Origin of the sequence: Kribbella sp. NPDC006257 (assembly GCF_040613535.1) — a bacterium.
Taxonomy (GTDB): Bacteria; Actinomycetota; Actinomycetes; order Propionibacteriales; family Kribbellaceae; genus Kribbella.
This window is the reverse complement of record NZ_JBEXSJ010000009.1, coordinates 52,827-71,607: the sequence shown is the minus strand read 5'-3', so window position 1 is coordinate 71,607 and position 18,781 is coordinate 52,827. Positions and strand designations below refer to the sequence as shown.

Genomic DNA, 18,781 nt, shown 5'->3' with positions numbered 1-18,781 from the left:
CGCGGCGCTAGTGCCCACCAAGACAGATAAAGGCTGAAGAACCGGACGAGGCAAGAGCAGCAGCCGGGGATTCACCACGCAACGTGTTCTGGTGATAGCGGACCATGACCTCCATCGCGGTCCTATCGGCGACCCGGGCAACGCTGGCGATCACCGTCGTCGCTCCCGCCGCCAGTAGTGCGGTCGAAAGCCCGAGCGTCTCGTCTCCCGGCAGCACATCAGAGAGCCCGAGATCACACGACGACAAGATCACGGTCTCTGGCGGTGAACTCCCCTGGAAGTCATAACCGAAAAGCGATCCACCGGCCAGATCGAGCCGGGAGAACAACGCGTTCTCCGGCTGATGATGACCATGGGCCGCAAGATGCACCACCGATGCCGTACCTAGACCGTCCAACGTCGCCGCCGGCGTGGCCGCATCCCCTGTCAGCACAGAAGAACCGGGATACAACCGAGCGATCTCCCCGACCTCCGCCGCACCCCGCTCGTTTCCAGGCCCGGCGACCAGCAAAACACCGCCCCTCGAAGGACGCGAACCCGTCCGCGCCGCGTACCAAGTAGTTGCCGAAGGCGCCACAGTCACCGGCCGATCGGTCAGCACCGACCAAGGCACAGTCACCAAGGCACCAGTCGGTACGACGACCAGTGGGCGATCCGCGATCCACGAAAGCAACGGGTCGAGCACCATCGCCCCAAGACGTTCCGCATCGCTCCGAGTAGCGTCCTTGAGCGATGAAGCCATCCGCGGCGACAAAGCTCGACCGGCCTGCGCATCCAGGTCAGCGCGCAACCGCAGTACGGACTCTGCTCCTTCGGCATACGAACCCAATTGCAACACCCGGGCAGAGCCGTCGACAACGATCAGTGCACGGAGGACCTCGCCGTCTCGCAGGTAGCTGACGAGAGCCGCGTCGCCGAGTTCCTCTTTCACCGCTGCGAAATCGGCGAGCGAAGGACCCGCAGTACGGAGGCCTGGCGCGGACCAGTGATGTTCGCGGATTCTCCTTTGCAGCAAGTCGATCCGGCTCCGCAACTCCGCCGCGGGACGGCCGGCCAGCTCCTCGGACCGCAGCCGGTACTGCGTCTGCCGCAGCTCCTCCAATGCCGTCGCGATCGCCGGATCCTCCGGTGGCTTCACCGATGGCAAGAGCAACGCCTGAGCCCGCGCCCGCTCGGACCACCGATAGATCGCGGGCACCGACCCCGCCGCCAAGGCCTCGCTCAACCCGGCCCGCGCGAGATCCCGCCCATGCACCGAGGATCCGGTCTGTAGGTCGAGCGACCCGAACTGCGCCCGATGCTTTTGGACCGAAGCCAACCCGGTCCGCAACTGCCGAAGCCCCTCCGTACGCCGACCGGCCGCGAACGCGAGTTCAGCCAGCGCCAACCGCCGTACGAGCCGGGTATCCAGCCGATCGCCCCGTGCCGTCCCGTCGTACCGGCCCATCAGCCGCGCAGCGCGAACAGCCTGACCACCGGCAACGAGAGCCCGTACTGCGACCAGCCCGGCCACCCGCTCGTCCTCGGCCAACCCGAGCGCGCCGAGTCGCGGCGCCAACCTCCGAGCCCGATCCGCCACAGCCAACGGATCCCCGATCGCTGCCTCGGCCCGCAACTCGATCAACGAAAGCAAGGCTGCGCGACGAGCATTGGCCCGACCGAGGAACTCGGCCTTCGCCTGTCGCGCGTACGCCGCGGCCTCGACCGGCAGATCCGCCAGCAAGGCCGCCTCCGCTCGTGCCTGCAGCGCATCGGCGTGCTGGTGAGTGAGTTCGTGGCGCGCGGCCTCCTCGATCGCGCCGGCCAACTCCCGGTCCGCCGCCGCGAACAGACCCGCGGCCACCAAAGCGTGAGCCCGTTCGATCGCGACCAGCGCCAGCCGGCTCGGTGCGACCCGCTCGTACTCGGCACGCGACTCAGCGAAGCGCCGCAACGCCGAGGGAAGATCGCCCGCGACGACGTCGATCCCGGCCAGGTTCACGTGGATGACGGCGAGCAGCAGATCCATCCCGTGCCTGGTGGCGATCTGCTCGGACCGGCGGAGGTCGGCTCGTGCTTGGCCGACCCGGCCGGCGTCGAGGTGGGCCAGGCTGCGATTGCTCAGCGCCTTCACCAGATCGAGCGGCTGGTCGCGTTCGCGGAGCAGGGCGATCGCGGAATCGAAGTACTGCAAGGCGATCTCGTTGTGTCCGCGGCGCCTGAGCAGGACCGCGCGCTGGGCGTGCAGAAGTCCAAGCTGATCTGGGCTTATCAGCTGCTCCGCCTCGTCGAGCAGGCGCAGACCGAGGTCGGTGTCGCCGCGCTCGGATTCGGCCCAGGCGAGGCTCACCAGCAAGCGGGCGCGCAGCTCCGTCACCTCGCCGACGGGCTCCGCGGTGTCGAGGAGCACCAGTCCGGCGCGCAACTGACGGATCGCGACGGCAGGCCGCCCATGATCACTAGAGCTGACCGCCGCACCCTGCAACTCCCGAGCCTTCTCAACCCCGGCCAGCGGATCGTCGGGCGGGTGGGTCACAGCTTGATGGCTGGGGTGACGACCTGGCGGCCGGTCTCATCGCCCGCGTGGACGAGCAACTGCACGATTCCGGGAGCAATCTCGTCGAACACGAAGCGGCCCGCCTGGTCCGCGTCGACACTGCGGTCCGGCTGCGCATCGGCCGACCGCAGCTCGACCCGCAGCGCGGCCGCCGGCGCCAGCCAGCCGTCCATCCGGAGCAAGCCGTCGGGTCGCTCGCCGATGGTGATCATCACCGTCCGGCTGTCCGCCTCGAAAGTGACCGTCCGAGCCCGCTCGGAAGCTCTCGCCCCCGACCCCACCCAGACATCATCCGTACGCCGGGCCAGCTCGGCCTCGAGATCCTCCAGGTCGAGCGCGAACCGCACCCGCAGATCCAGGTCCGCAGGCGGCGGATCGACCACCGCATGCACAGCAGCGATCTGGTCGAGGATCGCGAGATCGAAGTCGTCCAGCGGCTCGGTCATGACTGGCTCCACAGCGGATCCGCCTGCAACAGCTCGCGCAGCTTGGCCAGGCACCGGCCACGGGTCGGGCCGATACTTCCGCGCGGTCGTCCCAACGCCTCGGCGACCAGGTCGTAGTCCGGGCGGTCCACGTGCGCGACGATCCGGAGCAACTCGCGGCACTGCGGGGTCAGCTTCTGGAACAGCCGCCACAACGCTCGGTCGCGTTCACCGATCAGCAGTCCTTCGTCCACGGCCGGCGCCGGGTCGGGCAGCACCTCGAGCACCGGGGTGGGATCGTCCGCCGTACGACGGCCGCGTTCGCGTAGTCGCCAGGCTTCGCGCCGGGCGGTGGTGACGAGCCAGCCGGTGACGGCTTCCGGCGTACGGATGGCGTCGATGCCGCGGAGGAACTCCAGCCAGGTCGTCTGCACCACGTCGGCCGATTCGTCCGGCCCGAGCCCTTGGGCGCGTACCACGTGCCAGAGCAACGGGTTGAGCTGCGCGACGATCTCGTCCAGCGCGTCGCGGTCCCCACCCCGCGCCTTCACCAACCGCTCCGCCAGCCATGCGGCGCGGTCGGCCCGGCTCACCGTGGACATGATCGACATCGTACGGCCCCCCGAACCCTTCGGCCTAGACCGTTACCCGGGCGGCAACTGCAGCCCGGCCGCGTACTCCGCTGCGAAGCGCGCGGCGGAGAACGAGGTACCACTCCACTTGGCGTACCCGGCGCCCGAAGACGCCACCGCAGGCGAATCGGTCGTCGGCGTCATCGGCATCAGGCTCACCACCTCGCCACCGAGCCGCCAGTCCGTCACCCACTCACCCCAGCTGCTGTACTCCTCCTTCAAACACCTCGACATCCCAGCGGCCATTGTCAACTCCTTGAGCGAGATCCAGACCTCTAACTGGGCCCCAGCCTCCCACCCAGATACATCCCGAGACGAGCTCGGTTCCACCTGCCACCTGGCGGTGCGGGCATGATGGAGGGGTGAGTGACAATCTGGCACCGGAGTTGGCGGAGATCATTGCGGATGCGTTCGCGAAGCGGGATCGCGAGAACATGCAGCCGACGATCGACTTCTTCGAGGAACTGCTGACCAAGTACCCGGGGAATCCGTACGTGCTCTACGAGGTGGGCGGGTCGTACGACACCGACGGCCAGGAAGAGAAGGCGATCGGGTACTACGAGCAGGCGCTGCCCGGTCTCAGTGGTGACACCAAACGTCGCTGCCTGCTCCAGTACGGAAGCACCTTGCGCAACCTGGACCGCTTCGACGAGTCGCTCGCCGTCTTCGTTGCCGCATGCAAGGAGTTCCCCGAATCGGACTCGCTCCGCGTCTTCAAGGCACTCACCCTGCACGCGGCCGGTCGTGAAAGTAAAGCACTCGCCACCATGCTCCTCCTGGTCGCCGACCGCCTCGAAACCCCCGAGATCAAGCGCTACGAAGCAGCCATCCGCGGCAACGCCGACTACCTCGCTAACCTCTAACAGGCGCAGGCGATACCGAGGGGGCCGGTCAGTGGGTCTTTCGCGCGACGCTCGACCCCGGCGGCGGTTTCGACCGGTAGGCCTTCGCGAGCCCAGTACTCGAAGCCGCCGATCATCTCCTTGACCGGATACCCGAGCTTGGCGAACTCCAGCGCAGCCCTGGTCCCGCCGTTGCACCCCGGACCCCAGCAATACGTCACGACCGAAGAACCAGCCGGTACGACGGACGCCGCGCGAGCCGCGATCTCAGCTGTCGGCAGGTGAACCGCACCGGCGACATGACCTTGATCCCAGCTCTCCTGACTGCGGCTGTCGATCAGCACCCACCCGGTGACGCCCGCCCCGATGTCGGCCGCGACATCGGACGGGTCGGTCTCGAACGACAACCGCGCCGCAAAGTGCGCCACCGCAGCATCCTGAACAGCAGGCGGGGTATCCAATACCGACGACATCGCAGATCTCCTTCTCCAGCAGGGAGATCCCAGCGTCAGCCACCGCGCACCTTGACCGAAAGTGGCAGAAATGACCATCTACCACAAGATTCTGCCACTCACAGCTCACGCGGGTCGCGGCCGACGACGCAGCAACGGACCGAGGTCGTCGGTCTTGATGGCGACCCGGGCCCGCGCCGTCTTGATCGCGGTGGTCAGCGTCGGTACGTCGTACGCGCCGTAGTGTCGTTGTCCGTTGATGAAGAACGTCGGCGTCCCGGAGACGCCGCTGAGGTCCGCCGACTCGACATCCTGCGCGACCCGAGCCGCCGCGACATGCCGCTTCACGTCGTCGTGGAACCGCTGCATATCCAGCCCCAACTGCTCGGCGTACGCCATCAAATCCTTCGGCATCAGGTCCTCCTGATGCTCCAGTAGCAGGTCGTGCATCTCCCAGAACCGCCCCTGCGCGCCCGCCGCCTCGGCCACCTCCGCCGCGATCTGCGCCCGCGGATGCACATCGGTCAGCGGCAGATGACGCCAGACATACCGAAGGTCGTCGTCCTGCAACAGATCCCGTACGACGGGCTCGGCCAACCCGCAGTACGGACATTCGAAGTCGCCGTATTCGACCAGCGTCACCGATGCGGTCTCCGGACCGCGGATGTGATCGCGCTCGGGGTCGACCGGATCGATCAGGTCGACAAGCTGATCCACATCCCCGAGCAGCGCCTTCGCCTTACGCGCTGGCGAAAGCATCTTCGCCACCCGGAACACCACCCAGGTGACAGCCGACGACAGCACGACCGCCGAGAGCAGACCGACCTTCGCCTCCGCCAATTCCGGACCATCGAACGCCAATGTTGCTATCAGCAATGAAACGGTGAACCCGATGCCCGCGATCGTGCCGCTGCCTGCCACCCCGGCCCAGCCGACCAGCGGACGGATCCGGCCACCGCTGAACCGCGCCAGCAGCGACGAGGTGATGATCACCGCGAACGGCTTGCCCAGCACATAGCCGAGGATGATCCCAAGCGTGATCGGGGACTTGAACGCCCTGGAGAGGAAGTTCATGTCGATCGTGACGCCGGCATTCGCGAGGCCGAAGAGCGGAACGATCAGGTAGCTCGTCCAGGGGTGATAGAAGTGCTGCAGCCGGGCGTTCGGCGAGAGCGTCGAGGTGAGGCCGACCGTCGCAGTACGGGCTAGTTCTGCCGTTGGCTGTTCGCGGAAGAGCCGGAAGAGTCCGGTCGCTTGTTCGAGTTCTTCACGACCAGGCGAGTACGCCGACGCGGTCAGCCCGATCGCCAGGCCGGCCACCACCGGGTCCACCCCGCTGGTCAGCAAGGCACCCCAGGTCACGATGCCGAGGGCAACATAAACGAACGGGTGCCGGATCTTGAAGAATGCCGCCACGAGCACCGCGGCGAAGGCCACGATCGCGATCAGCAGCGGCGTCAAGGAGATGTTCTCGCTGTAGACGACCGCGATCACCAGCAACGCGATCAGGTCGTCGACCACGAAGACGGTGAGCAGGAAGACCCGCACGCGATCCGGTACACCGCGGCCGACGAGCGCGAGCAGACCGAGCGCGAGGGCGGTGTCCGTCGACATCGCGACACCCCAGCCGTGCGCGCCGGAGCCGCCGTGATTGAAGGCCAGGTAGATCAGCACCGGCATCACCATGCCCGCGACACCGGCGATCACCGGCAGCACGAACCGGGTCCGGTCGCGCAGGTCGCCGAGGTCGAACTCGCGCCGCGCCTCCAGCCCGACGACCAGGAAGAACAGCGTCATCAACCCGCTGTTGATCCACTCCTGCAGCTCCAGCCCGAACTCGTGCCCGCCGAACGAGAACGCGAGCTGGGTGTGCCAGAACTCGTCGTACGAGCCCGGCCCGAGATTGGCCCAGGCGAGCGCTGCCACGATCGCCGCCGCCAGGACGCCGGAGCTGCCGGCCTCCGTGGTCAGGAAGGCCCGCATCGGCGCCGCGACCTCGCGGGTCCAGCCCGTCCGGCCGCTCCACCGGGCCGTGAAGTCGCTCATGGCGGTCATCCTACTGGCGCAATTGGGATCGACAACCCAATCTCAGCCGGCAGGCGCGCAGGTAGGCTTCGGGCGACGAAGGGAGCTCAGTTGGCGAAGGGTGTCTGGCGACCTCTGAGCGGGCCGTCACATCAGGTCGCGCTGGAGATCCTGCTCGACGGCCCCTTGTCCCGGGCCGAACTCTCCCGCCGGGTAGGCCTGTCCCCCGGCAGCCTGACCCGGCTCACCAAGCCGATGGTCGAGTCCGGCCTCCTCGTCGAGGTCTCCGCCGGCGCTGGCGATCCGCGGGTCGGACGGCCGTCCCAGCCGCTCGACATCGTCCCCGGCTCGCATCACTTCGCGGGCATCAAGCTCACCGCAGATGCGGCCGTCGGCGTACTGACCAACCTGCGCGCCGAGGTGATCGCCGCCACCGAGCGTCCACTCACCGACCACACCCCGGAGCACGTCGCCGCTCTCGTCGCCGACCTGGCATCGAGTCTGGCCGCCGAACTGCCGACGCGGGACGGACTCAGCGGCATCGGTGTAACCCTGGGCGGACGCGTCGCCGGGCCGGCCGACGTCCGCTGGGCCCCCTTCCTCGAGTGGACCGACGTGCCGCTCGGGCAACTGCTCGCGGCACATACCGACGTACCGGTGGTCGTCGGCAACGACGTCCTCGCCCTCACCGAGGCGACGCATTGGTTCGGCGCCGGGCGCGGCGTGACCAGGTTCTGCCTGCTGACGATCGGCGCCGGGATCGGGTACGGACTGGTCGTCCACGGCCAGGTCGTCGACAACGCGGACGCCAGCCTCGGCCTGATCGGTCACATCCCGCTGCTCCCGGACGGCCCACTCTGCGAACGCGGCCACCGCGGCTGCGCCATGACCCTGCTCAGCTCCGCAGCCATCACAGGACAGGTCAGTACAGCGCTGGGCCGGCCGACCGACTACGAAGAATGCCTCGACCTCGCAGCAAAAGGCGACCCGATCGCCGCCCGGATCGTCGGTACTGCGGGGCAGGCGCTCGGCCGCCTCATCGCGGCAGCCGCGAACTTCACCCTGCCCGAGCGGGTGATCCTCGGCGGCGAGGGCATCCGGCTCGCCGAGATCGCGCAGTCCGACGTCCTCGAGGGCCTGCACGCCGGCCGCGATCCACTCGCCATCGATCCGCCGATCGTGCATCTGGCCCCGGACTTCACCGAATGGGCCCGCGGCGCGGCCGTCACCGCCATCCAGACCTTCGTGCTCGGTCAAGAAAGTAACTGACTATCTCGCGATAAGCAGTTACCTTATGACCCATGGATGAATTCGTGAGGCGTTGGCAGCGTGGGTGGGGTGTCTGCCGGGGGCTGTCGCCCGCCCAGCCGGTACGACGGAACGGGATCCTGAGCGGACTCGTGGTGGAGATCGGCCTCCCGGGGCGGCCCGGGAGATCTTCACACTGAGCGACGAACCCGAGCAGGTCCGGGAGCTGACCGCGGGAGCAGCTCCGGAGACCTGGGTGACCGTGCCGACGATCGACCGGGAGGACGAGGTCGCCGGGCAGCTGGCCGGGCTGGGGTTCGACGTGTTCGACGAGCGGAAGGCGCTGATGACGATCGCGCTGGCCGATCAACCGGACGCGACGCCAGGACCGGAGTACCAGGTGGAACTCGCCGAGGACAACGGCGTACTCCGGGTGCAGGTGCTGCATCGGTCAGGAGAGGTCGCAGCGCGTGGGATGGCTGCTGTGATTGGTGAAGACGTGGTGATGCATGACATTCACACCGATCCGGAGCATCGGCGGCGTGGGCTGGGAACCGTGGTGATGGCGGCGCTCGGCCGGCGGGCGATCGAGCTCGGTGCGAGCACGGGGTTGCTGATGGCGACGTACGAGGGTGTGCAGCTCTACACGCGGCTCGGGTGGTTGCTACGGGCAACCATGGTGACCGGGTCAGGCCTGGGTGCCACGGGATCGGAAGGCGGCGACCTTCGTCCGGTTCTGGCAAGCCGTTGAGCAGAAGCGCTGCCGGTGGTTGCGGGTCGCGTCGAGGAAGACGTTGTCGCAGCGCTCGGCGGCGCAAAGCCGCAGGCGGTCGACTTCGTCGCTGCCGAGCAGCATCGCTGCCGCCGTACCGAAGTCGGCCAGCCAGCCGGTCGCCAGCGACGCGCCCTCGCTCGCGAAATGCAGATGCCAGGCGGATTCGCGATGCCGGACGAGCAGCGGGGCAGCGTGGGTGGCTGAGAGCAGCGCGTTGATCGCCGAGGCCGCGGCATCGGTCTCGCCGTCGGCCAGCAACACCAGGGCGCGATAGATCCGTTCCCCTCCGGCGGCGAACTCGGCGATGGCGGTGTCGTCGATCGGAAGCGAACGGTTGGTCGTCTGCCGCAGCACGACTTCGACTGCTGCACGATCCAGCGGCTCCCGGGCACGGCCCTGGTTCCACTCCGCACCGGCTGCATTTGCCAACGCGACCGTCGCCTCCAGCGAGGCCTTCAAGTGATCGGTCGGATCCACCCACCAAGTATCCCGGCAGTTAGCGGAACATGAGACGACCGGTGGCCGAGACCTCTTGCCGAATCGCCTGAATCTCGGACTGACCGGCTTGGAAGACCACATCGGCGGTCTGACCGGCGTACGCGTCCCACATCTTCCTGCCCAGGCGGGCCTCCGCCTCGGCGTGTTGGGCGGGTGGGACGACTGTCTGCAGGCCGGAGGCGTTCCAGGTGATTCTGGTCACCTGGCCCCATTTGTCGCGAGGGTTCACCACCGCGAGCCTGCGGAGTACCTCGCCACCGTCCAAGCCGGGAACCTTCGTGCAAACCTGGTCGGCCAGCCGGGTCAGCTTCAGCGCCTCCGGCGTGAAGGTCGGCGGGTCGTCGACCTCCTTGATCGCCGGCGCGATCTGTTCGATCCCGACCTCATCGACGAAGTCGTCGAGCTTCGCGAACGCGTACGCCTCGGTGACACCCTCCTCGAGTGCCTGCACGGACGCGTGCCGCATGTACGGCTCCGCCTCCGTGTGATCCGTCCCGTGCGCGGTCAAGAGATGAACATGCTCGTGGAACAGCGCTTCCACCGCCCGGCGGTACGTCAGCAGGGTCGCGGCGTCGTGCCGAGCCCCGGGATTGGCATACATCTGCCGCAACGGGGCCATCACGTACCCGTAGTCGAGCCGCAGCCCCTGACCCCAGGTCGCCTCGCCGGCAACAGGCATCCCGCGGATGTGCCGCGCGTTCTGCAACTGCCCGGACCAGTTGGAGCGATCGGCACCACTCACCGTGACGGCGGCATCCCGGGCGGCCTCGATCAGCTCTTCCAGGCTGCGAGGGATGCGCCGCGGAAGCGACGAATACGCACGCGCCATCGCAGGATCCCGCCTCCCGTCTCAACTGGTCCAGGCCGGATCATATGAGCCGGTCAGGGTCAACCAAACGGGTCGCCGCGGCGTCTCCTACCACGTGTCCCGCAGGCGGAGGATTTCCTTCTCCGGCACCAACCGGGTCAGACTGCGCTATGCAAGCCTGTGCTACCAGGGTCGTACACCGATGACGGAGAACATCCCCCCAATGTCCGATGCGGTGCCTCGTTGCCACCAACAACAATGACCGACATGAACCTGGTCCAGAGCCCGGCCCAGCGCATGCTCGGGCTCGCCGAGGCCGTCGTCGACCTGTCGGCGATCCGCCACAATGTCAGGACCTTCCGGACCCGGGTGCACCCCGGCACGGAGATCATGGCCGTGGTCAAGGCGGACGCGTTCGGCCATGGTGCCGCGCGGGTGGCACGGACCGCGCTCGACGCGGGAGCGACCTGGCTGGGCGTTGCCCGGGCCGGCGAGGCGATGCAGCTGCGCGCGGCCGGCCTGACGGCACCGATCTTCACCTGGCTGTACGACGAGACCGAGCTGATCTGGCTCGCCGACGTCGACGTCAGCGTCTCCACCATCGCCGATCTGCACCGGGTGATCGCCGCGCCGAACGTCCGGAACGTGCATCTCAAGCTCGACACCGGCATGCACCGCGGCGGCAGCACCCCGGACCAGTGGATCGAGCTCACCCGCGCAGCGGCGTACTACGAAGCGCAGGGCTCCATCTCGGTCCGCGGCGTCTGGTCGCACCTGTCGCACGGTGACGAGCCCGACGCGGTGCAGAGCCGCAAGCAGCTCCGATTGCTGACCACTGGGGTCGCCCTGGCCCGACGGGCCGGGCTGAACCCGCAGTACGTCCATCTGGCCAACTCCGCCGGGGCGATCACGCTCGACGCACCCGAATGCAACCTGGCCCGGATCGGCGCCGGCCTGTTCGGCATCGACGAGACCGGCGCGGGACTGCACCCGTCGATGAAGCTGCTCAGCAAGGTCGCCCAGGTCCGCCGGATCAAGGCCGGCGAGGGCGTCTCGTACAGTCATACCTACGTCACGCCGCGCGACACGACGATCGCGCTGGTGCCGATCGGGTACGCCGACGGCATCCCGCGGATCGCGGCCGAGCAGGCCAGCGTGCTCTGCCGGGGCGTCCGGATGCCGGTGCTCGGCCGGATCACGATGGACCAGTTCGTCGTCGACGCGGGCGACCTGGCGGTGGAGCCGGGCGAACCGGTGACCATCTTCGGCGACGGCAGCTCCGGCGAGCCGACGATCGCCGAATGGGCGGAATGGGCCCAGACCATTCCGCACGAGATCTACTGCGGCCTCGGAGCCCGGGTGCCGCGTCGCTATATCGAGGAGGCACAGCGGTGAAGGTGGTCGTGATCAGTGGCGGGGCGAGCCCGGAGCACGAGGTCTCCCTGAAGAGCGGCAAGGGCATCGCCGATGCCGCCGCCTCCAAGGGACACACCGTGGTGCCGCTCGTCATCCAGCGCGACGGCAGCTGGGAGGTGGGCCTGCAGGAAGCTCTCCGGGCCCTGCTCGACTGCGACGTCGCGATCCCCGCACTGCACGGCGAAGGCGGCGAGGACGGCGTCCTCCAGGGCTTCCTGCAGACCCTCAAGGTCCCGTACGTCGGGAACTCGGTGGCAGCCAGCGCGGTCGGGATGGACAAGCAACTGACCAAGTCCGTACTCCGGACGTATGGCATCCCGGTCACCCCGGGCATCACCCTGCACGGCGCCGACCTGACCGACACCGAGTCGGCCGTCCAGCAGCTGAAGGCGGCCGGGATCGACTTCCCCGTCTTCGTGAAGCCGAACAGCGGCGGTTCGAGCATCGGCGCCTCCCGGGCGGCCGACCTACCGTCGCTGGCCGAGGCGATCGCGACCGCGGCCGCGCTGGACACCCATGTCCTGATCGAGCAGGAGATCGTCGGCCGCGAGATCGACCTGTCGGTGATGGAGTTCCCGGACGGCCGGATCGAGGTCGCCCCGGCGTTGGAGATCCACGCGGATCCGAGCCAGCCGTTCTTCAACGCGACCGCGAAGTACAACAGCGACGCCACCGAGTTCGTCGTCCCGGCGCCGATCGACGCCGAACTGGCCAACCGGCTCCGCAGTACGGCGCTGGAGGTCTTCGGACTGCTCGGCTGCTCCGGGCTGGCCCGGCTGGACTTCTTCGTCCCGGCCGACGGCCCGCCGCTGGTCAACGAGATCAACACGTTCCCCGGGTTCACCCCGGCCTCGCAGTTCCCGCGGATGTGGGCCGCCACCGGCATGTCGTACGCCGACGTCGTCCAGACCCTGATCGAAACCGCCGTCGCTCGGAATCAAGCATGACGGTACTGATCAGCGATGAGCGGATCACCCGGATTCCGGCAATCGAGAGTGGTGAGGCGCTCGTCGAGCTGTCGACGCTCGGGATCTCGGCGGAGGGGCTTCAGTATGTCCGGGAAGGGCTTGGGGATCGGCTTGCCGTTGCCCAGACGTTCCTGCCGACGGGAGTGCGGCTGCATGTCGTCGAGGGGCTCCGGCCGTTGGAGAGCCAGCGGGAGATCTACGACGGCTACCGCGCCGAGGTGCTGAAGCTGCACCCGGGCATCTCCGAGGAGGAGTCGCACACGCTGGCCAGCCGGTTCGTCTCGCCGATCGAGGTCGCGCCGCACGTGGCCGGCGCCGCGGTCGACCTGACGCTGATCGGCGAGAACGGCCCGTTCGACCTCGGCACCCCGATCGACGCGACGCCCGAGCAGAGCGACGGCGCCTGCTACTTCGACGCCACCAACATCAGCCGCGAGGCCCGCACCAACCGGTCCCTGCTGGCCGACGTACTGACCGCGGCCGGCTTGGTGAACTACCCGACCGAGTGGTGGCACTGGTCCTTCGGCGATCGCTACTGGGCCTACTGCGAAAAGCAGCCGAACGCCATCTACGGCCCGACTGTCGCCCCCGAGTCGCCTGCGGACGACACGGTCGCCTGCTGACCTAGCCGAACCGCCGGCTCGCTGCGTCAGGCAAGATGCGAGAACACGGAACGCGCGCCGACTTCGAGGAGTTCGTCGTCGCCCGGCAACGCCACTGGCTCCGTACGGCGTACGTCGCCGGGCCCCCGGTTCAGCAGCTGTGCGGTCAGCGCCATCCGACCGGACAAGTCGCCCAGGTTGCGCCGCACTCCGACAGCCGACAAATCATCGCAGCGTGGCGACGTACCTCTTGAGTCCCTCGACCCGTTCTTCGATCTTCGCCCGTTCTCCGGCTGCGAAGCGGCGCACCTGGAGATCCATCACCGCCTGGGCCTGAATCTCATCCAGCCCGAATTGCCGAGCGACGGCCCGTCGCGCTTCGTCGGCCGTCTCCGATCGCTCGACAATCTCGAGCAGCTCGGAGCGGCGGCCCAGCACGGCCAGGAAGCCCTCGAAGATCCTCAGTTGCTGCTCGGCACCCTCAAGCTCAGACGTCATTCCCACATAGTGCCGCAACAGTGCCTGGCGAGGGTGTTGCCGTGGCGACGGAGCCCAGGGACCCCTGCTACTGCGACCGGGCCACAGCTGGTCGTCGATCCCGACCTGCCCGGGCGCCGCCGCCTGCTGGGTTCACACCGGCGAGCTGGCCTATCGCTGCTACACACCCGGATCCGTCCATGACAGACCTTGGTCACCGTCGCCGGTGAACAGTGGAAGAAACTTCCAAGCAGGCAAGGGATTCACCGGCCTGGACCAGGACCAGCTCTGTCTCTGAACCTCGTGGCATCGCGACGATCTCGTCGATGCTCGCTGATGTCTTCGTCGCCGCCGTCGCCGTCGCCGAACGCACCCAGCGGCCCGTCCCGACCGGCTGGATACGGCTGACCTGCAACGAAATCCGGCACCTACCCACCATGATCACCGCACCGATCCGCGAAGCCACCCATCGACTCCACCGCTCAGCCGGGCGACGCCGACGCCGCCACCCGCGCCAAACGATGCCACTACCAGCGATGTCTCGACCGAGACATCCCAGGTCGCCACATCACCACTTGAATCGAACACCCACGACTTCGGCTGTAGTAGTTCTTGAACCACCCCGGGTTTGATGCACACCTCCTTCGTTGGAAAGGTGGCATCTATGCCGAGCAAGTACGACGAGCAGACCAGGTCAAGGCGGTTCGTCTGGTCACCGAGCACGTTCAGGATTACGACTCCGAGTGGGCAGCGATCACGGAGGTGGCGGGCCGGTTGGGGATGACACCGGAGACGTTGCGTCGGTGGGTCCGCCAGGCTGCGGTCGACGCGGGACAGGTTGACGGGGTGTCGTCTGAGTCGGCGCGTGAGATTCGCGAGTTGAAGCGGAAGAACGCCGAACTGGAGCGCACAGTAGAGATCTTGAAAGCGGCGACAAGTTTCTTCGCGCGGGAGAGCGACCCGCGACAGCGCTGATCTGCCGGTTCATCGCCGAGCACAAGGCTCGGTTCGGGGTCGCTTCGATCTGCCGTGCGTTGACCGCGCACGGCTGCAAGATCGCTCCGAGAACCTACTACGCCTGGGCGGTGCGGGCGCCGTCGAAGCGGGTGCTGTGGGACACGACGGTGACCGAGGTGTTGGCCGGCTACTACGGGCCCGACCAGCACGGCCGATGGCCACCGGAGGCGTTGTACGGATCGTTGAAGATGTGGGCACACCTGCGCCGCGAAGGGATCCAGGTCGCCCGCTGCACGGTCGAGCGGCTGATGAAAGCCAACGGCTGGCACGGCGTGACCACGGCCAAGAAGATCCGCACCACGGTTCCGGACCCGGCCGCGACCCGGGCACCGGACCTGGTCAACCGCCAGTTCACCGTGGCGGCACCGAACACGTTACTGGTGGCCGACTTCACCTACGTGCGTCTGGTGAGCGGTTCTTTCGTCTACACAGTGTTGGTGATCGACGCCTTCGCCGGGGTGATCGTTGGCTGGGAGTGCTCGACGTCCAAGCACACCGCGTTCGTCCAACGGGCCATCACCCAGGCCGCAGCGTTTCGTGCCCGACAGGGCAATCCCCTGCAAAACAAGGCGATTCACCACTCCGATGCCGGATCTCAATACACTGCCCGTGGGCTTCACCGAGACCCTGCAACTCCACGGCATCGACCGCTCGATCGGCACCGTCGGTGATGCCTACGACAATGCCCTGGCCGACACCACCATCGGGCTCTACAAGACCGAATGCATCCGCGACGACTCACCGTTTTCGCCGCGGACCACTGACCGGCCTGACGACGTCGAGGCCATCACCGCCGACTGGGTCCACTGGTACAACACCAGCCGACTCATGCACCGTCTCGACCGACGCCCACCCGCCGAAGCCGAAGCTGACTACTATTCACAAACCCGCGACGACCAACCAGTCGTCCACACATAACCGAGGGTGCATCAAACCCGGGACGGTTCATCTAGCGCCGTGTTCCGGTGTCGGCTAAGTCACATTTTGCTGTGCACAACTCGGCGGTTTTTGGAGACTCGTGGTTGTCGGGTGGGCGTGTCTGTGGACAACTCGACCAATTCCGGTGTTTCGCCACAACCCCTTGTTTGCAAGGCGAATCGGCGATCAGAAACTGTCGGTCGAGGCCGGTAACTTTGTGGGCATGGATCTCGTGGAGCTGCGGCCGGCAGTGGTGCTGAGCGATGACGAACTCGTCACCGCGCTCGACGCTGTGCACGCAACCCGCGCCCAACTGGACAGCTACGAACTGCAACTCGTCGCCCGTCTCCACGAGACCGGCTACGCAGAAAGGGCCGGAGACCACGACACTGCCCGATTCCTGGCCTACCGCTACCGCCTCGACACCGCTGTTGCCAGTCGCAAAGTCAACCTCGCGACCACACTGGGCAAGTATCCGGCGGTCGCCGCAGCCCTAGCCGATCCGTTCGCCGCAACAAGCCCCGACGGCACAATCCAGTACTGCGAACCCTCCGCCGACAGCGCTCCCTGTGGCTGCGGCCGATCAGGCGATGGCGCTGCGTGTGACTGTGGCCAATCGGGCGACCGCGGTGCGTGTGAGTGTGGCCGATCGGGCGACGGCGCTCGATGTGAGTGTGGCCGATCGGGGAATGGCGTTGCGTGTGAGTGTGGCGGCTCGGGGGATGGCGCCGCGTGTGAGTGTGGCCGCTCGGGCGACGGCGCGCCGTGTATATGTGGCCGATCGGGCGACGGTGATCGGTGGGTGTGCGGCCGATCAGGCGACGATGTTCCGTGTGTGTGCGGAGGGCCCGATGCGGCCGATGGAGGCGACTGCGAGCGCGGTTGTGGCGGATCCGGTTGTAGTGCGGGGGTTTTGCCGGTGTTGCTGCATGTGGATCAGGCGCGGGTGATTGTGGAGGCGTTGGAGCGGATCCCGGCGCGCGCGATGGTCCCGGTGGAGGATCTGCGGGTTGCGGAAGAAGAGTTGGTGAAGGCTGGGCGGCATCTGTCCCCGGGCGACCTGCGCAAGCTCGGCAGCCAGGTCCGGGACCGGCTCGACACCGACGGTTCAGAACCTGCTGAAGACAAGGCTCGGCAGCGTGAAGCGCTCAAGATGACTCACGCCGAAGGTGGCGTGAAGTTCAACGGGTTCCTGGCGGCCGAGAACGCCGAACTGTTCACCGGTGCAATCCTGGGCGGCTCGAAGCCCCACAAGACCGTCGACGGCGAGCCCGATCCACGCCCGCGCGACAAGCGCCAGGCCGACGCGCTCACGGCTCTGCTGCATTCCGCCGCCGCGACCGGTGACCTCCCGGCCAACGGCGGGGTCAAGCCCCACATCACCGTCACGATCGGCCTCGACGACCTCATCAGCGCCGGTAAGCACGCCACCGGTGATCTCACCTACGGCACCGGCCTGTCAGCATCGGCCGTGCGCATGCTGGCCTGCGACGCCGGGATCATCCCGATGGTCCTCGGTTCCGACAGCCAGCCCCTGGACGTCGGCCGTGAAGAGCGCTTCGTCACCGGCCCGATCCGAACAGCCCTCGTCCACCGCGACAAAGGCTGCGTCGTCTGCGGCGCCCCACCCATCTTCTGCGACGCCCACCACCTGATCCACTGGATCGACGGCGGCCCAACCTGCCTGTCGAACCTAGTGCTCCTCTGCCGGGTCCACCACATCGCCGTCCACCAGAACCACTGGAAGATCACAATCACCGACAACCTCGTCAACGTCACCCGCCCCCACTGGACCGAACCCTCCAGACACACGTTCCTCTCCCTAGCCCGCAGCCGCCCACCATCATCACCCGGCACCACCCCAACTGACACAGCACCAGCACCCGGCCCCGCCGGGAGACACCGCCTTGTCGGAACACACCGCCCTGCCCGGGCCTGGCCCCTCACCGGCGACGCCCCTCACCCCGCCCCAGCCGACCCAACCCGCGCCAACCCATGGGACGACGAGCCCCCTGTTCCAGCTCCACGCGGCGCGGCGCCCAACAGCCCATGGAGCGACGAAACCCCCCTTTCCCCGAAGGGTCAGATGGCACGGCTCAACCGCCGCGACGAAGAGACACCCGTTCCCCCTCCACCTGACACCGAGCCCTTCAACCCACGGGCTGATGAAACCGCCATACCCGCGGCGGGTGAGATGGCACGCCTCAACCCCTGGGGCGAACAGTCACCCGTTTCCCCTCCAGTTGATGCGCAGCCCTTCAACCCGTGGGGCGATGAAACCGCCCTTGACTCGGCTGGTGGTGTGGCTCGCCTCAATGCCCGGGGCGAGGTGACATCTGTTCCACCTCCAGGTGATGTGGAGCCCTTCAATCCATGGGGTGAAGAAACCGCCCATGTCTCGGCTGGTGGTGTGGCTCGCCTCAATGCCCCGGGCGAAGTGACATCCGTTCCACCTCCAGGTGATGTGGAGCCCTTCAATCCATGGGGTGATGAAACCGCCGTACCGCCGGCGGGCGAGGTGGCGCGCCTCCACCCCTGGGACGACGCGGACATCGCTTCAACCGGATAGGTCACCGACACCGCAGCACCAGCGCAAAGGGCAGGGTGACGCCCGGACCTGGACCCGGCGAGACAGGTCCCGCCTTCGCCTCTCCTCTTGACCTCGCCCAGCCCATCGACTTGGACATCGGCACCTCGGCTCGGCTGCCCGCGGGTGAGGTGGCACGCCTCAAACCCTGCGACGACGCGGACATCGCTTCAACCGGATGGATCACCCGACACCGCAGCACCAGCGCAAAGGGCAGGGTGACGCCCGGACCTGGACCCGGCGAGACAGGTCCCGCCTTCGCCTCTCCTCTCGACCTCGCCCAGCCCATCGACTTGGACATCGGCACCTCGGCTCGGCTGCCCGCGGGTGAGGTGGCACGCCTCAAAGCCTGAGACGACGCGGACATCGCTTCACCTCGAGCAGCTCGGAGCGGCGACCGAATGCACCCGCCGCGGTCCGCGCTCACCCTCACGGGGCATCTCACCCCGCGGCGCGTCACCCAGCCCCCGGCCGAGACGTCGCCGCCTGCTCCGCTGGAAGAGCCGCGGCCGCACCGGACCTGCTCCGCTGGAAGAGCGGCGGCCGCACCGGACC

General features: G+C 67.6%; 17 protein-coding genes and 2 pseudogenes. 9 read left to right on the top strand and 10 right to left on the bottom strand.

Annotation, left to right across the window (positions count from 1 at the left end):
• Positions 1–7: 7 nt before the first annotated feature.
• From ABZ004_RS13330 to ABZ004_RS13315, 4 genes are read right to left on the bottom strand one after another with little or no spacing between them, the layout of a single operon-like run.
• Entirely contained in the window at positions 8–2,515 is a 2,508-nt protein-coding gene (locus ABZ004_RS13330; RefSeq protein WP_355680082.1) for a CHAT domain-containing protein, read from the bottom strand.
• Entirely contained in the window at positions 2,512–2,982 is a 471-nt protein-coding gene (locus ABZ004_RS13325; RefSeq protein ID WP_355680081.1) for a hypothetical protein, read from the bottom strand. Before ABZ004_RS13325 ends, ABZ004_RS13330 begins: the two co-directional genes overlap by 4 nt.
• Complete coding sequence (locus ABZ004_RS13320; RefSeq protein WP_355680080.1) at positions 2,979–3,563, bottom strand: sigma-70 family RNA polymerase sigma factor; 585 nt, start codon at positions 3,561–3,563, stop codon at positions 2,979–2,981. The genes ABZ004_RS13325 and ABZ004_RS13320 overlap by 4 nt, the downstream gene beginning before the upstream one ends.
• 42 nt (positions 3,564–3,605) lie before the next feature.
• Positions 3,606–3,839 carry a hypothetical protein gene (locus tag ABZ004_RS13315; RefSeq protein ID WP_355680079.1) on the bottom strand — a complete coding sequence of 78 codons (234 nt, stop codon included), beginning with the start codon at positions 3,837–3,839 and terminating at the stop codon, positions 3,606–3,608.
• Between the two features lie 116 nt (positions 3,840–3,955).
• Here ABZ004_RS13315 and ABZ004_RS13310 point away from each other — a divergent pair, with 116 nt between their 5' ends.
• Positions 3,956–4,456 carry a tetratricopeptide repeat protein gene (locus tag ABZ004_RS13310; protein ID WP_355680078.1) on the top strand — a complete coding sequence of 167 codons (501 nt, stop codon included), beginning with the start codon at positions 3,956–3,958 and terminating at the stop codon, positions 4,454–4,456.
• Here the strand turns inward: ABZ004_RS13310 and ABZ004_RS13305 are convergent.
• A complete protein-coding gene (locus ABZ004_RS13305; RefSeq protein ID WP_355680077.1) occupies positions 4,453–4,908 on the bottom strand; it encodes a rhodanese-like domain-containing protein in 456 nt (151 codons plus the stop codon). The two genes, ABZ004_RS13310 and ABZ004_RS13305, sit on opposite strands and share 4 nt — an antisense overlap.
• Positions 4,909–5,013: 105 nt before the next feature.
• A complete protein-coding gene (nhaA, locus tag ABZ004_RS13300) occupies positions 5,014–6,933 on the bottom strand; it encodes a Na+/H+ antiporter NhaA (RefSeq protein WP_355680076.1) in 1,920 nt (639 codons plus the stop codon).
• Positions 6,934–7,023: 90 nt separating this feature from the next.
• Here nhaA and ABZ004_RS13295 point away from each other — a divergent pair, with 90 nt between their 5' ends.
• Together ABZ004_RS13295 and ABZ004_RS13290 are read left to right on the top strand one after the other, a co-directional pair.
• Positions 7,024–8,181, top strand: a complete 1,158-nt coding sequence (locus tag ABZ004_RS13295) for an ROK family transcriptional regulator (protein ID WP_355680075.1) — start codon at positions 7,024–7,026, stop codon at positions 8,179–8,181.
• A 52-nt stretch (positions 8,182–8,233) separates the two neighbouring features.
• On the top strand, positions 8,234–8,911 hold the full coding sequence (locus tag ABZ004_RS13290) for a GNAT family N-acetyltransferase (RefSeq protein WP_355680074.1): 678 nt from the start codon (positions 8,234–8,236) through the stop codon (positions 8,909–8,911).
• On the opposite strand, the gene ABZ004_RS13285 is transcribed toward ABZ004_RS13290, so the two are convergent.
• Positions 8,849–9,412, bottom strand: a complete 564-nt coding sequence (locus tag ABZ004_RS13285) for a CGNR zinc finger domain-containing protein (RefSeq protein ID WP_355680073.1) — start codon at positions 9,410–9,412, stop codon at positions 8,849–8,851. The two genes, ABZ004_RS13290 and ABZ004_RS13285, sit on opposite strands and share 63 nt — an antisense overlap.
• Positions 9,413–9,431: 19 nt before the next feature.
• On the bottom strand, positions 9,432–10,262 hold the full coding sequence (locus ABZ004_RS13280) for a hypothetical protein (protein ID WP_355680072.1): 831 nt from the start codon (positions 10,260–10,262) through the stop codon (positions 9,432–9,434).
• Positions 10,263–10,508: 246 nt separating this feature from the next.
• Between ABZ004_RS13280 and alr the strand changes: the two genes are divergently transcribed.
• The 3 genes from alr to ABZ004_RS13265 are packed head-to-tail and all read left to right on the top strand — an operon-like array spanning position 10,509 to position 13,248.
• Positions 10,509–11,636: an alanine racemase gene (gene alr / locus ABZ004_RS13275; RefSeq protein ID WP_355680071.1), complete on the top strand. Its 1,128-nt coding sequence runs from the start codon at positions 10,509–10,511 to the stop codon at positions 11,634–11,636.
• The gene (locus tag ABZ004_RS13270; protein WP_355680070.1) at positions 11,633–12,604 is read left to right on the top strand and encodes a D-alanine--D-alanine ligase family protein; all 972 of its coding nucleotides are present in this window, start codon (positions 11,633–11,635) and stop codon (positions 12,602–12,604) included. Before alr ends, ABZ004_RS13270 begins: the two co-directional genes overlap by 4 nt.
• Positions 12,601–13,248, top strand: coding sequence for a M15 family metallopeptidase (locus ABZ004_RS13265; protein WP_355680069.1), 648 nt, complete (start codon positions 12,601–12,603; stop codon positions 13,246–13,248). The genes ABZ004_RS13270 and ABZ004_RS13265 overlap by 4 nt, the downstream gene beginning before the upstream one ends.
• A gap of 26 nt (positions 13,249–13,274) precedes the next feature.
• On the opposite strand, the gene ABZ004_RS13260 is transcribed toward ABZ004_RS13265, so the two are convergent.
• Both ABZ004_RS13260 and ABZ004_RS13255 read right to left on the bottom strand, forming a co-directional pair.
• Positions 13,275–13,436, bottom strand: coding sequence for a hypothetical protein (locus tag ABZ004_RS13260; protein WP_355680068.1), 162 nt, complete (start codon positions 13,434–13,436; stop codon positions 13,275–13,277).
• A gap of 16 nt (positions 13,437–13,452) precedes the next feature.
• Complete coding sequence (locus ABZ004_RS13255) at positions 13,453–13,725, bottom strand: DNA gyrase subunit A (protein WP_355680067.1); 273 nt, start codon at positions 13,723–13,725, stop codon at positions 13,453–13,455.
• Positions 13,726–14,368: 643 nt separating this feature from the next.
• On the opposite strand from ABZ004_RS13255, the pseudogene ABZ004_RS13250 reads away from it, so the two are divergent.
• The 3 genes and pseudogenes from ABZ004_RS13250 (at position 14,369) to ABZ004_RS13240 (ending at position 18,208) form a co-directional block, all read left to right on the top strand.
• Positions 14,369–15,639: pseudogene (locus ABZ004_RS13250) on the top strand (IS3 family transposase).
• Positions 15,640–15,862: 223 nt separating this feature from the next.
• Positions 15,863–16,126 (top strand): annotated as a pseudogene (locus ABZ004_RS13245) (DUF222 domain-containing protein); the annotation flags it as partial.
• 432 nt (positions 16,127–16,558) lie between these two features.
• Positions 16,559–18,208: a DUF222 domain-containing protein gene (locus ABZ004_RS13240; protein WP_355680260.1), complete on the top strand. Its 1,650-nt coding sequence runs from the start codon at positions 16,559–16,561 to the stop codon at positions 18,206–18,208.
• The last annotated feature ends 573 nt before the right edge of the window (positions 18,209–18,781 follow it).